The organism is Streptomyces sp. NPDC085944 (assembly GCF_040686295.1).
GTDB lineage: Bacteria > Actinomycetota > Actinomycetes > Streptomycetales > Streptomycetaceae > Streptomyces > Streptomyces salinarius.
Genome location: NZ_JBFBJX010000001.1, coordinates 171,813 through 184,927, shown reverse-complemented (window position 1 = coordinate 184,927; position 13,115 = coordinate 171,813). Strand labels below are relative to the sequence as shown.

Here is a 13,115-nt window from a genome sequence, read left to right as displayed (position 1 = left end):
CGGCGTGCGGGGGCGGCCCCCGCCCGGGCCCGGAGCGGTGTCACCGGTCCTGCGCACGCGGTCCCTCCGTTTCGCTCCGGCCTTCGCCCACGCCGCCCGCCCGCTCGGCGAGGCGGCCCATCCGGGCCCGGGCGGCCTCCAGTTGGGAGGGGTCGGCCGCCGCGGCACCGCCTGCTGCGGCCATCGCGTCCCACAGCGCGATCAGTTCGTGTCCGAGGGCCAGCCCCAGCGCGGGGTCCCGCAGCGCCCGCCAGGCGGCCGCCGCGCTCATCACGTTGCCGAAGGCGCCCTGGTCGTCGCTGCCCCGGCGCACCCGTGCGAGCGCCATGGAGAGCACGAAGGAGCGGTGGGCGTCACCGGCCAGGTAGGCGATGTAGGCCGCGAGTTCCCGCAGCTGCAGCACCTCCGGGTGCTCGGCGCCCAGCCGCTGCACCGCGGAGGCGATGGTCTGCTCCGCCATGGCCGCGGCCGACTCGATCCGGCCCATGCGCACGGCCTCGTTGATCCGCTGGACGGGCTCCGCCAGCAGGGACGGGCTCCTGACATCCGCCGGCGCCGGGTCCACCGGTGCCGTCGGCCCGGACGGCACCGTCTCGGGCCGCACCTCCGGCCGGGCCTCGGACCGCACCTCCGGCCGGGCTTCCCGCCGCGTCTCGGACCGCACCTCCGGCCGGGCTTCCCGCCGCGTCTCGCCCCACGCCGCCCCGGGCCGGGGGACCGGCTTCGCCTCCGCCGCCGGGACCGGTGCCGTCGCCGAGCCCCGTTCGGGCTCCCGCACCGTGGGAAGCGGTGCGCCTGGAGCCGGGTCCGGTACCGCGCGCAGGGCCCTCGTCGACTTGTCCCGGACGGGCTGCGCCGACTCCGCGACGGCCCTGAGCGGCATGGTGGACGGCTGCTCGCGCACCACCGGGTGCTCGTCCGGCACGGCTGCCGCCGCCGACACGGCTGCGGCCGCCGGCGCGCCGACCGCCTGGGCGCGCTCGGAGACGTGCTCCTCGGCCACGGCCCGCGCGGCCGCCATCACGTCCCGGGACAGGGGGACGGGCTCCCCGGCGAAGGCACTGGACCCGTCCGCCTCGACGCGGACGGGCGTGAGGTAGCCGATCCGCTCGTCGTGCACGGTGGCCGCGACGGCGTGACCGGTGGCGAGCACCAGGCGGTGGAGGTAGTCCAGCACGGCGCTCTGGACGCTCTCACCGACGCCGGCGACGACCGGCAGGCCGCCCACGGTGGCCCTCCCGTCGGCCGTGACGTGCACCTCGATGGGCTTGAGTCCGGAGGCGGGCGCCTGTTCCCGTGCGGCCTGGTTCCTCCGCCGCTTGTTCTCGCTGCGACTGAATCTGGGCATCGGTTCCCTCACTGCCTGGGATCGTCGGACGGTGAACCGGCGGTCGCCGACGTGCTCGGCGCGGGTGGTCTCGCCGCCTCGACGACCGTCACGTCGTCCACCCGCCACGGCTTGCCGACGCCCGCGCGCACCAGCTTCACGTAGGCGTTGAGGCGGGGTCCGGTTCCCTCCCAGCCGTCGCGGCCGTGCGCGGTGCCGGACACGACCAGGGACCGGTAGGCGATCCGTTCCCCGTCCGGCGGGGCGTCGTCCTCGAGTTCACTGCTCACGTCCACGGTGGTCCAGGCCCGGTGGCGGGCCCAGGTGATCCACTCGTTCCCGGGGCCGCCGGCGGGCCGGTACCCCCGCTCGCCCGCCGCCTTGCGCTCCGTGCACCACCGGACGCCGCGCAGCACCGCGTCCTGGGGACTCGTGTCGTACTCGGTGTCGTAGCCGTACGTCGTCTCGGCCCAGGCCGTGGAGACCGCCGTGGCGTCGTTGTCGTCGACGACCCCGGTGTCGGGCACGTGCGCGTCGGGCCCCAGCGGCTTTCCGGGCGGCACCGGCGCCTTCGGGGCGATGGACGGCTGCGCCGATCCGGTGCCCGCGCGCTGGGCGCCGGTCTCGCGGTGGTCGGACAGGCCGCACCCGGAGAGCAGGGCGAGGCCGGTGGCCACCGTGAGCACGGTGGCCGCGGACCCGCGCAGGGCCCGTGCGGAGCGTCTTCTCATCGTGTCCCCCTGGCCTGTGCCGTCACTTCAACCCCAGCCATGGTGCGGGATCGACGTAGTCGCCGTTCTGGATCACCTCGAAGTGCGCGTGCGGACCGGTCGAGTAGCCGGTGGAGCCCACCGCGCCGACCTGCTGGCCCACCTTGACGCGCTGTCCCACCGAGACGCTGAAGGCCGACATGTGGTTGTACGTGGTCGACACCTCCTTGCCGTCGATGGTTCCGTGCGAGATGACCACCCGGTTGCCGTAGCCGTTGGACCAGCCGGCGAAGGTGACCTTGCCGTCCCGCGCGGCGAGGAACGGCGTGCCCTGTGTCGCGCCGAAGTCGATGCCGGTGTGCAGCTTGTTGACGTGCAGGATCGGGTGGAAGCGCATGCCGTAGGGCGAGGTCACGGGCGGGTTGCCGCGCAGCGGCATGGCCATCCGCTGCCCCGGCGGCACCTTGCCGGGCGGGTCGTCGACCGACTCGTACTTGGGTATCAGGGACTTGATGCGGGCGACGTAGTTGCGCGTCTCGGTGTACGGCGGGATGCCGTGGTACTGCTGGACGGCTCCGGGGCCCGCGTTGTAGGCGGCCAGGGCCAGGTCCAGCGTCTCGCCGGAGGCCTCGCCCCGCTTCTTGTAGCCCTCCACCTGTTCGGCGAGCGCGCAGTCGTAGCGGCCCTGCGCCATGATCGCGTCGCCGGGATCGTAGGGCGACACACGCCCGTTGCCGTCGTCGTCGCGGCCCCACGTCTTCCACGTGCCGGGCATGAACTGGGACAGGCCCTCGGCGCCCACCGGGGACACCGCGTTCGGGTTCCACCCGGACTCGGCCTCGATCTGCGCGGCCACGACTGCCGGCTTGATCACGTCGCACAGGGCACCGGCCTTGAGCACCCACGGAACGTACTGCGCGGGCACGGCACCCCCCTTCAGGCCCCCGCCGACCCCGCTGCCGGCGCCGCCGTTCGCGGCACTCGAGCCGCCGCTGACCGCGACCATCATGATCACGGGTGTCAGCACCAGGGCGACCGAACCACCGATCACCCAGGCCGCCGCGCTTCCCCCGTTCTGCGACATCAACCCCCCTCGGGTCCAACTCCGGTCGTGAAAAGCCTGCTTGAGTCTCCCCGCAGGCGATGCCCCGTCAGGTCACCGCTTCGTCACAGACTCGTCCCAGAGCCTCACAGGGCGTTATCAGCCACCCGCTCATCAGTGATGATCGCGGTGTTCCGCTGAACCGACACGGGGGGAGATTTGGCGGTGAGCAGCAACGCGCTGACAGGACCGGAGATCTGGACTCGCGGCCCCCTCGACGGGAGCACCCCGTCGCAGGACGTCGGCCCGGACCCCCGTGCGGCGCCCCCGGCCCGGCAGTTGGCCTGGGTCGGCGCGCACGGAGGCGCGGGTACGTCCACTCTCGCGGCCGTCCTCGGCGGCGTCGACGGCGGACGCACCTGGCCCCGGCCCGAGCAGGGGGAGCCCGACGGCGTACTGCTGGTCGGCCGCACACACGCCGCCGGTCTGCAGGCGGTCTCCCGCGCCCTGGACGTGTTCCGGTGCGGGGACCAGCCGCCGGGCCTCGAACTCGTCGCCGTGGTCCTGGTCGCGGACGCGCCGGGACGCCTCCCCCGGTCGCTGCACCAGCGCATCAAGGTCATCGGCTCGGCGGCGGACGTGCACCGCGTGCCCTGGACGCCGGCGTGGCGTACCGGGGACCTGAACGCGCCGGCGCCCAGGGAGACGGCCGCCCTGGCCGCCCTGCTGGCCGCCCCACCCGTACGCATGTCATGAGGAGCATCCGATGAGCACTGGAGCGACGGCCGTACTCGCCGTCGGTGCGGACGTCACCCGTGAACTCGACACGGTGCTGGGCTGGATGGCCTGGCTGGTCACCTGTGCCGGCGTCGCGGGACTGATCATCGTCGGAACCCGTATGGCGCTCGCCGTGAAGACGGGCGACGTGGAGGAGCACCTGCGGGAGTTCCTGATGGTGATGGGCGCCTGCGTCATCGGCGCCTCCGCGGGGCCGCTCGTGTCGTTCCTCCTGAACGGATGACCGGACGACGGGCCGCACGACGGCACTGACACCGACGCCGTCACCAGCACCAGCACCAGCACCAGCACCGAGTCGGCATCGAGTCGGCACCCCGGACGGGAACCTTCCCGTCTCGAATGCCACGTACATGTCACAGCGTGGTGCTGATTCGTCACACGACATGGCGCGACGCCACTGGGATCACAAGACTCACGTCGACGCCGCCGGCCGGCAGCACTACCGGCCGAACCACAGCAGACAGCGTTCATCTGATTGGCCGTCAGGCCGACCGCATCGGGGAGAGAACATGTTGGACACGCTCGTCACCAAGGCACACCGGACCATAGTCCTGGCGGACGGTGACGTACCGAACCCCACCCGCGACGCCCCGGGCGCGCTCACCGGCAAGGTCGACACCGTGCTCGGCATCCTCGCCTGGGCCGGCACCGCGGCCGGTGTCGCCGGCGTGCTGATCACCGGCGCCATGATGGCCATCTCCATGCGCCGCGGCGAGGGTTCCGAGCACATGGGCCGCCTCGGCATGGTGCTGGGCGGCTGTGTCCTGGTGGCCACCGCCGGCCCCGTCGTCACCTTCGTCTTCGGCTGACGCGCCCCGCGTCCCAACAGAGAGAAGTACCGACATGGTGAACCCCGGTCGATCCCGAGGGGGCAGCGGGGAGTGGGAGAAACCCTTCTGGCAGCAGCGGGGCTGGATCCTGTCGGCCGGGTTCCTGGCGACGCTGCTGGTCATCGGGCTGATCGCGCTGATGAGCGGCGGCGGCACGCCGGAGGGCGCCGACGGCGGTCCGACGCCGCCGCCGGCCACCCCCACGCCGAGCGGCAGCGCGCAGCCGGACGCCCGGCCCGCGGGCTGCCGCACCGACGACAGCGACCAGACCAAGCCGACGGCCGTTCCCGAGGACTTCGAGTGGAAGGCCAACGGAACGGGCCTCGTGCCGGTCTCCAGGACGGCCGGGCCGCGCACCTACGACGGCCCCGTCTGGTCCTGCTACGCACACACCCCGACGGGTGCGGTGCTCGCCGCCCAGGCCATCACGGACCACTTCAGCTATCCGGGCTGGCGTGACGTGATGAAGCGGCAGGTCGTCCCCGGCCCGGGCCGCGACGCGCTGGTCTCCAGCCGCTCGCAGGAAGAGGACAAGCCCACCTCGGGCAAGGCCGACGCCGGTGGCTACGCGGGCTTCTCGATCCTGGCGTACGACAAGGAAGAGGCGACAGTGATGCTCCTGCTCCGCGGACCCAACGCGGGTGTGTACGGCACGGCCTCTGTCACCGTGCGGTGGCACGAGGGCGACTGGAAGATCGTGCCCGGTGCAGACGGATCGGTGTACTCCGGCATGGCGCAGGTGAGTGGCACCCAGGGCTTCGTCACCTGGGAGGCCTGACATGGCCTGCACCTGGAAGGTCTACGACTGTGTGGGCGAGGGCCTTGAGTGGGGCCTCGGCGAGATCGGCGAGGGCGTCACCAGCGGAGCCGTCGAGGTGTTCGCCAAGGCCATCGGCGAGGCCGCGTCCGAAGTGCTCAAGTCGCTCAACGGCGTGTGGCTGGGCATCAAGGCCGGCGAGACCGGCGGACCCATCAACACCATTCAGGGCGAGCTCAACTGGCTGGTCGGCTACGTGGCCGTGGCCTCGCTGCTGATGGCGGCGATACGGATGGCCCTGGACCGCCGGGGCCAGTCCATGAAGGTGGCCTTCATGGGCATGTGGAAGGTACTCCTCGCCGGGGCCGTCGCGGTCCCGGCGGCCGGGGCGCTGATGCGGGCCTCGGACGCCTACGCCGAGGAGGTCTACGCCAAGTCGGACCTGGGCGGCCAGGCCTCCGAGATGCTCGGCGTGATGACCCTGGGCCAGCCCGGGCTCGTGCTGGTCTTCGGCCTGCTCGTGATGCTGTCGGCGTTCGTCCAGATCGTCCTGATGTACATCCGCATCGGCGTCATGATCATGCTGATCGGCACTCTTCCGCTGGCCGCGTCCGCCTCCATGACCGGTTGGGGCGAGGGCTGGTGGAAGAAGCACGTCGGCTGGCTGGCCGCCTGGCTGCTCTACAAACCCGCCGCCGCGCTCATCATCTTCTCGGCGACGGCGATGACCCAGGACGCCAGGGGCACCAAGGACCTCACCCGGACCATCGCCGGCATGGGCATGCTGATCCTGGCGGTCTTCGCCCTGCCCGCGCTGCTCAAGCTCATCGTCCCGGCCACCGCGGCACTCGGTGGCACCTCCGGCGGCACGGTCGCCCTCAATGCCGTCAACAACCTCGCCAGCGGCGCCGTGAGCATCGCGGGCGGATCCGCCGGCGGAGGCGGGGGCGGGGGTGGCGGCGGAGGTTCGTCCGCGGCCCCGCAGGGCTCCCCGTCCGCCGGGGCCGGAGCGGGAGGCGGCGCCGGAGCCGGGGGCGCGGGTGGCGCCGCGGGAGGTGCGGGAGGCGCCGCGGGAGGCGCGGCTGCCGGAGCTGCCACCGGAGGAGTGGCGCTGGCCGCACAGGCCGCCGCGGTCGTCGTGCAGACCCAGGTCGCCGCAGCCTCGGAGGTCGTCAACTCCCTGGACGACAACGACGGGATGAAGGGCCACAACCAGTAGCCGTCCGGCGGCGCGGAGACCGGGCCGGGACACCCTCCCGGCCCGGCTCCCCGCCCCCTGCCCCCGTCCCGCCGCCACCGCCCCGTTCCACCCGCCCGACCACTGCGCTCACCGAGCAGAAGCCGGAAGAAGGAAAACCATGTCCACCGACGCCATGACGCGTCCCACCTACGGGAACTGGCGGCGGCCGCGCCGCCCCGGTCTTGGCCCGCTGGGCCTGCTCGGCACCGTCGTCGCCTTCGGCGGGCTCCTGCTGGCACTGCTGGCCTCGCTGGTCTCCCTGATGCTCGCCGTCGCCGTGCTCGTCCCGGTCGGGATCTTCCTGGCCCCGCTGGCGCTGCGCACCGCCGACGGACGCAACGTCTACCAGGTCCTGGCCGTCCGGATCGGCTGGATGAGGCGCAAGGCCAACGGCTCGACCACGTACGTCTCCGGCCCGCTCTCGCGGCGCCCCGGCGGCCGCTTCCAGCCCCCCGGTCTCCTCGCCCGCACCAAGATGCACGAGGGCCGGGACGCGTACGACCGTCCGTTCGGCGTGCTCCACCACCCGGGCCGCAACCTCTACACGCTCGTCATCGGCTGTGATCCGGACGGCGGCTCGCTCGTCGACCCCGAGCAGGTCGACATCTGGGTGGCGTCCTGGGGCGACTGGCTGGCCCGGCTCTCCCACGAGCCCGGTCTGCGCGGCGCCCAGGTCGTGGTCGAGACCGCCCCGGACACCGGCACCCGGCTCGCGGCCGAGGTCCTGCCGCGCATCACGCCCGACGCCCCGGCCGCGGCCCGTGCCGTCATGGAGGAGGTCGTCGAGCGCTATCCCGCCGCCTCGTCGGAGATGCACACCTACGTCGCCCTCACCTACGGCCCGACCACCGGACCCAGGCGCAGCACCGACGACGTCGTCACCGACCTGTCCATGCGGCTGCCGGGCCTGCTGTCCGGCCTGATCGCCGCGGGCGGCGGCTCCGCGTACCCGCTCTCGGCGGAGCGGCTCGCCGAGATCGTGCGCGTCGCCTACGACCCCGCGGTCGCCCCCGACGTGCTCAGCACCCGCGCCGAGCACACCTCGACCGGCATCGAGTGGGACGACGCGGGGCCGGCGGCCGCCGTCGAGACCGTGCACGCCTACAAGCACGACTCCGGTGTCTCCCGCACCTGGATGCTGACGCTCGCGCCGCGCGGCACCGTCCGCTCCAGCGTGCTGCGCGGCCTGCTGGAACCCGCCGCGGGCACCCGCCGCAAGCGGATCTCGCTGATCTACCGGCCGATCGACCCGGCGACCTCCGCCCGCATCGTCGAGTCCGACCGCCGCTCCGCCCACTTCATGGCCGGCTCGCGCGGCGGGCTGGTGCAGGCCCGCGCCAGTTCCGAGGTGCGGGCGGCCGAGCAGACGGCGGCCGAGGAGGCGTCCGGCGCGGGGCTGGTGGAGTTCTCGCTGATGGCCACGGTCACCGTCGACTCCGAGCAGGACCTGGAGGACGCGGCCGTCACCATGCGCAACCTCCAGGCGTCCTCCCGCATCGTGCTGCGCCCCGCCGACCGGATGCAGGCATCGGCGTTCACCTGCACGCTGCCCGTCGGGCTGCTGCCGTGGGAGCACACCCTCGTTCCGTACCAGATCCGGGAGGCCCTGTGAGCAAGCAGAAGCAACCGCCCCGGGCGCCCGCGGTGCCCGCACGCGGCTGGCCGGGCCCCGGCGGCGGCCAGGTCTCCCATGTGGACCCGCCCGCGATGTGGCGGGCGACCACCGTGCAGGCCTGCGGTCTGTGGCCGTTCGCGGCCGGATCGGGCGCCCCCATGACCGGCGTGCCGCTCGGCCAGCACCTGCAGACCGGTGCGACGGTCTGCGGCGACCCCATCTCCTGGTTCACCCGGGCCCGTTACATCTCCAACCCCTCCCTGTTCATGCTGGGCATGCCGGGGCTGGGCAAGTCGACGCTGGTCAACCGGATGCTCATCGGTCTCACGGCGACCGGCGTCACCCCGCTGGTGCTCGGGGACCTGAAGCCCGACTACGCGGACACCGTGCGCGCCCTCGGCGGCCAGGTCATCTCCATCGGGCGCGGCGTCGGCGGCATCAACGTCCTCGACCCCGGCGCCATGGGCGAGGCCGCGGTACGGCTCGGCGGCGAGCGCGGGCGGATCCTGGCCGCCGAGGCCCACGGCCGGGTACTCAACATGGTCGCCGCGCTCATCACCATCGTCCGCGGCCGGCCCATGGACGACCACGAGCAGTCGGTGCTCTCGGCCTGCCTGCACCACCTCGTGGACCGCACCGCGCGCGGTCGCGCCCCGCTCCTGCCCGACCTGCTGCGGGTCCTGGACGAGGGCCCCGACCGGGTGCGTGCCGTCACGCTGGACCGGGGCGACATCGGCCGCTACCAGGAAGCCGTCGACCCGCTGCACCGCTCGCTGCTCGGCATCCTGGACGGTCCGCTCGGCGACACCTTCGCCACCGAGACCTCGACGCGGATCGACCCGGCGTCACCGGCCGTCTGCGTGGACATCTCCCGCATCGGCGAGGCCGACACCCAGCTCACCGCGGCGGCGATGCTCGCCGCCTGGTCCGACGGGCTCGGCACGGTGGCCGCCGCGCACGCGCTCGCGGACGCCGGGCTCGCCCCGCAGCGCTGGTTCTTCACGGTCCTGGACGAGCTGTGGCGACCGCTGCGCGCCGCTTCCGGCATCGTCGAGCGGATCGACGCCCTGACCCGCCTCAACCGCTCCCTCGGACTCGGCGACGCCAAGATCACCCACACGCTCAAGGACGCCGAGGCACTGGGCAGCGAGGCCGACCGGGCCAAGGCGCGGGGCTTCGTGGAGCGGGCCGGCATGGTCGTGTGCGCGGGGCTGCCGCGCACGGAGATGCGGGAGCTGGGCGAGATCGTCGGCATGTCGGAACGCGAGATCGAACTGGTCTCCTCCTGGTCGTCCCCGCCGGGCTGGGCGGGCACCGGCATCAACGAGGAGCCGCCGGGCCGGGGCCGCTTCCTGATCAAGGTCGGCGGACGCCCTGGCATCCCCATCAAGGTGTCCATCACCGACACCGAGCGCGCCCTGCACAACACCAACACCCGCTGGACCGGCAACGAGCTGAACCTCGCCAAGCAAGGGGAGGAAGCGAGATGAGCACACGCCCCACGCGCAAGGGTCACGGCACCGGGGACGACCTGCTGGCGTGGATCGTCCCGGCCGTGGCCGTCCTCGTCGGCGGCGTCTTCGCCGGCGCCTGGCTGGGCGGCACACTCGGCGCGGCGCTGGCCGGCGGGGGCTGGAACCCGCCGCCGTTCACCCTGTCCGCCCTGGCCACCCTGGTCCAGGACGGCCCGGGGGCGCTGTGGCCCGACGCGTCCAGCGGTGCGGTGGCGGCCGGCATCGCCGTCGTCTTCGGCGCCTTCCTCGCCCTCGTGGTCACCGTGGTGGTCCTGGTGCGCGGCCGCGGCCGGCGCCCCGACGGTCTCGCCGGCCGCAAGGAACTGGCCGGGCTGCTGCCCAAGGGCGCCGGGGCCCGGGCCAGGGAGCTGCGCCCGTCTCTGTCCAAGGCCGCCGGGCTGGAACCCGACGAGACCGGCAACCTGCTGGGCGACCTGGAGCCGAACGGCCCCGAACTGCGGTCGAGTTTCGAGGACGTCGAACTGGACCTGATGGCCCCGCGCGCGGGCAAGTCCACCGGCATCGCCGTCCCCCGCGTGCTGCGGGCCCAGGGCAGCGTCCTGCTGACCTCCAACAAGTCCGACGTCTACAGCGTCACCCGGGCCGAACGCGAACGCACCGGCCGGGTCTGGGTGTTCGATCCGCAGGGCATCGCGCACACCCACCGCGGCATGTGGTGGGACATGCTGGCCGACGCCGCCACCATCGAGGGCGCCCGGCGCCTGGCCGGGCACTTCGTCGGCGCGGTCAACGACGACGCCTCCAAGCGCGACTTCTGGATCTCGGCGGCGCAGAACACGCTCACCGCGCTCTTCCACGCCGCCAACCGCGGCGGGCGCGGGGTGGTCGACGTCCTGTCCTGGCTGGCCGACCCGGCCGACCGCACCCCCGTCGACCTGCTGCGCGACGCCGCCATGCCGGCCCTCGCCGACCAGTTGCAGGGCACCGTCCAGGGCGCCGTCGAGACCCGGGACGGCATCTACGAGACGGCCCGCCAGTGCGTGGCCTGCCTCCTCGACCCGGCCATCGCCGCCTGGGTGACGCCGGACGCGGCGGTGCCGCAGTTCCGTCCGGACCAGCACGCGCTGTCCCGCGACACGCTGTACCTGCTCTCGAAGGACGGCGGCGGCTCGGCGGCGGGCGTCATCGCGGCGGCGGCGGACTCGGTGCTGCGCGCGGGTGTGGTCGCCGCCGAGCGGCTGGGCGGCCGCCTCGACCCGCCGATGACGGCCGTGCTGGACGAGGCCGCCAACGTCTGCCGCATCTCCGACCTGCCCGACCTCTACTCCCACCTCGGCTCGCGCGGCATCAACATCGTCACGCTGCTGCAGAGCTACCGGCAGGGGGTACGGGTCTGGGGGGAGGCCGGGATGGACGCGCTGTGGGGCGCCGCCACCATCAAGCTGCTGGGCGCCGGACTGGACGACGCCGACTTCGTGGAGAAGGTCTCCCGGCTGGTCGGCGAGCACGACGTGTCGACGGTCAGCGTCTCCCGCAGCAGGGACGGCCGGTCGCGCTCCACCTCCTACCGCCTGGAGCGCATCATGCCCGCCGACCGCATCCGTGCCCTGCCCAAGGGCACCGCGCTGCTGCTGGCCACCGGCGTCCGGCCGGCCCTGGTACGGCTTCGGCCCTGGTACGCCGAGCCGGGTGCCGACCGCATCCAGGCCGCCGCCCAGGCCGAAGTGAAGGCCATCACCGCCCGAGCCGCAGAGAAGGCGTTCCCGTGACCACCATGACCCCCGCCCACGACGCGGACCCCACGCCGGAGCAGCCGCAGGCGCCGGCCTTCATCCTCTATCTCGACGGCGAGGAGTACGCCGAGGAGATGCGGAACCTGGCCCTGTGGGTCTGCGACCTGCTGCTGCCCGTCTACGGCCGGGAGGTGACCTCCGCGCAGCCCTGGTGCCCGCGCTGGTGGGAACACCTCGAAGCCGTCGCCCGGCTGCACGGCCTGTGGCTGGCCTGGCAGGAGTACACGGACCCGGAGGCGGGCGTCTCCGGCCCGGCCGTCTGGCACCGGGACCACCTCGGCCCGGTGATGAGCGAACTCCGCTCTCCCAACGGCCCGTTCGCCGGGTGCCGGCCCGGCGGCCACCGGCCCAAGGAGGCGCCGTCGGTCGAGGCGTACGACGGCTGACGCGCCCCCGGCACACATCCGGCGAACAGACCAGGGAGGACCTCATGCGCTGGACCGTCCACTCCGAACGCGTCGTCCACGACACCCCGTGGGTGCGGCTGCGCGCGCTGGACGTCGAGCAGCCGGACGGCACCCGCACCGACTACCACGTGGTCAGGCTGCGCGACGTCGCCGTGACGGCGGCGGTCGACGGCGAGCGGCGGGTGCTGATGATGTGGCGGCACCGCTTCGTCACGGACACCTGGGCCTGGGAGCTGCCCATGGGGCTGGTCGAGGACGGCGAGAAGCCCGCACGGGCGGCCGCGCGCGAGCTCGAGGAGGAGACGGGATGGCGTGCGGGAACGGTGCACGAACTGGTCTGCGCGGAGCCCGCGGCCGGCATCACCGACGCCCGGCACTTCGTCTTCCGCACCGACGACGCCGTGCGGATCGGCGAACCGACCGAGCGCAACGAGTCGGACCGGCTGGAGTGGATACCCCTCTCCCGGATCGGCGCGATGATCGCCCGCCGGGAGATCGTCAGCAGTGCCACGCTGGTCGGCGTCATGGCACTGCTGCTGGACCTCAGCCCCGCGGCGGACTGAAGTGGTCGATGCCGGCGAGGATGGACCGCTTCAGCTCGAGGGCCGCCCCGATCTCCTCCCGGGTGAACCGCTCGGGGTCCTTGGTGTACAGGGCCCGGCCGCGCTCCGAGACGAAGCGGTCCTCGGGGACCCGGTCGCGGCCCGGGGGAAGGAACTTGGCGACCTCCTCCAGCGCGGCGATCGCGTACGCCGTCGACGGGCGCATCGCCCGGTGCTCGGCCGGCGCGGTGTTGAGCAGGCGCAGGCCGGATTCGGTGGAGATCTCGTCGCTGACCCACATGAACTCGCCCGGGTCCACGATGCTCGAGGGCTCCTCGCCGCCGAACGCGGGCGGCGCGGGCGGGAGTTCGTCCGCCATGCGGAACGCGAAGGACCGGGCGCGCCCGCACTGGGGGCAGGTGCCCTCGAAGACCGCGGTCAGGACGCCGTCGTGATCCTCCAGCCGGTGCTCGCGCGCGAACTGCTCGGCCCCGCACGCACAGGGGTGGAGGTCGATGTAGAGGTGCGCCTCTTGCAACGAACGAGCGATCAACATGGCAGGATTCTACGGGGCTCATG

General features: G+C 73.4%; 14 protein-coding genes. 10 read left to right on the top strand and 4 right to left on the bottom strand.

Annotated elements, in window-relative coordinates; translation table 11 throughout:
• Nucleotides 1-40 precede the first annotated feature (40 nt).
• Genes AB0P07_RS00885 through AB0P07_RS00875 form a run of 3 tightly spaced genes read right to left on the bottom strand, consistent with a single transcriptional unit; the run spans nucleotide 41 to nucleotide 3,121 of the window.
• Nucleotides 41-1,348 carry a tetratricopeptide repeat protein gene (locus AB0P07_RS00885; protein WP_365543264.1) on the bottom strand — a complete coding sequence of 436 codons (1,308 nt, stop codon included), beginning with the start codon at nucleotides 1,346-1,348 and terminating at the stop codon, nucleotides 41-43.
• Nucleotides 1,349-1,356: 8 nt separating this feature from the next.
• Nucleotides 1,357-2,058: a hypothetical protein gene (locus AB0P07_RS00880; protein WP_365543261.1), complete on the bottom strand. Its 702-nt coding sequence runs from the start codon at nucleotides 2,056-2,058 to the stop codon at nucleotides 1,357-1,359.
• A 22-nt stretch (nucleotides 2,059-2,080) separates the two neighbouring features.
• A complete protein-coding gene (locus AB0P07_RS00875) occupies nucleotides 2,081-3,121 on the bottom strand; it encodes a peptidoglycan DD-metalloendopeptidase family protein (protein WP_365543258.1) in 1,041 nt (346 codons plus the stop codon).
• Between the two features lie 183 nt (nucleotides 3,122-3,304).
• On the opposite strand from AB0P07_RS00875, the gene AB0P07_RS00870 reads away from it, so the two are divergent.
• The 10 genes from AB0P07_RS00870 (at nucleotide 3,305) to AB0P07_RS00825 (ending at nucleotide 12,557) form a co-directional block, all read left to right on the top strand.
• The gene (locus AB0P07_RS00870) at nucleotides 3,305-3,835 is read left to right on the top strand and encodes a DUF6668 family protein (protein ID WP_365543256.1); all 531 of its coding nucleotides are present in this window, start codon (nucleotides 3,305-3,307) and stop codon (nucleotides 3,833-3,835) included.
• 10 nt (nucleotides 3,836-3,845) lie between these two features.
• The gene (locus tag AB0P07_RS00865) at nucleotides 3,846-4,100 is read left to right on the top strand and encodes a hypothetical protein (RefSeq protein WP_102932806.1); all 255 of its coding nucleotides are present in this window, start codon (nucleotides 3,846-3,848) and stop codon (nucleotides 4,098-4,100) included.
• 286 nt (nucleotides 4,101-4,386) lie between these two features.
• The gene (locus tag AB0P07_RS00860; protein WP_061443122.1) at nucleotides 4,387-4,686 is read left to right on the top strand and encodes a hypothetical protein; all 300 of its coding nucleotides are present in this window, start codon (nucleotides 4,387-4,389) and stop codon (nucleotides 4,684-4,686) included.
• A 34-nt stretch (nucleotides 4,687-4,720) separates the two neighbouring features.
• Nucleotides 4,721-5,485, top strand: coding sequence for a hypothetical protein (locus AB0P07_RS00855; protein ID WP_365543252.1), 765 nt, complete (start codon nucleotides 4,721-4,723; stop codon nucleotides 5,483-5,485).
• Nucleotide 5,486: 1 nt separating this feature from the next.
• The gene (locus AB0P07_RS00850) at nucleotides 5,487-6,683 is read left to right on the top strand and encodes a hypothetical protein (RefSeq protein ID WP_365543249.1); all 1,197 of its coding nucleotides are present in this window, start codon (nucleotides 5,487-5,489) and stop codon (nucleotides 6,681-6,683) included.
• Between the two features lie 139 nt (nucleotides 6,684-6,822).
• The gene (locus tag AB0P07_RS00845; RefSeq protein ID WP_365543246.1) at nucleotides 6,823-8,316 is read left to right on the top strand and encodes an SCO6880 family protein; all 1,494 of its coding nucleotides are present in this window, start codon (nucleotides 6,823-6,825) and stop codon (nucleotides 8,314-8,316) included.
• Complete coding sequence (locus tag AB0P07_RS00840) at nucleotides 8,313-9,809, top strand: ATP/GTP-binding protein (RefSeq protein WP_365543243.1); 1,497 nt, start codon at nucleotides 8,313-8,315, stop codon at nucleotides 9,807-9,809. Before AB0P07_RS00845 ends, AB0P07_RS00840 begins: the two co-directional genes overlap by 4 nt.
• A complete protein-coding gene (locus AB0P07_RS00835; RefSeq protein WP_365543240.1) occupies nucleotides 9,806-11,563 on the top strand; it encodes a TraM recognition domain-containing protein in 1,758 nt (585 codons plus the stop codon). Before AB0P07_RS00840 ends, AB0P07_RS00835 begins: the two co-directional genes overlap by 4 nt.
• Nucleotides 11,564-11,568: 5 nt before the next feature.
• Nucleotides 11,569-11,973 (top strand): DUF4913 domain-containing protein, encoded by a 405-nt coding sequence (locus tag AB0P07_RS00830; protein ID WP_365544477.1) that lies wholly within the window; start codon nucleotides 11,569-11,571, stop codon nucleotides 11,971-11,973.
• A 44-nt stretch (nucleotides 11,974-12,017) separates the two neighbouring features.
• On the top strand, nucleotides 12,018-12,557 hold the full coding sequence (locus tag AB0P07_RS00825) for an NUDIX hydrolase (protein WP_365543237.1): 540 nt from the start codon (nucleotides 12,018-12,020) through the stop codon (nucleotides 12,555-12,557).
• Here AB0P07_RS00825 and AB0P07_RS00820 read toward each other — a convergent pair.
• Nucleotides 12,538-13,092, bottom strand: coding sequence for a hypothetical protein (locus AB0P07_RS00820; RefSeq protein ID WP_365543235.1), 555 nt, complete (start codon nucleotides 13,090-13,092; stop codon nucleotides 12,538-12,540). The two genes, AB0P07_RS00825 and AB0P07_RS00820, sit on opposite strands and share 20 nt — an antisense overlap.
• Nucleotides 13,093-13,115 lie beyond the last annotated feature (23 nt).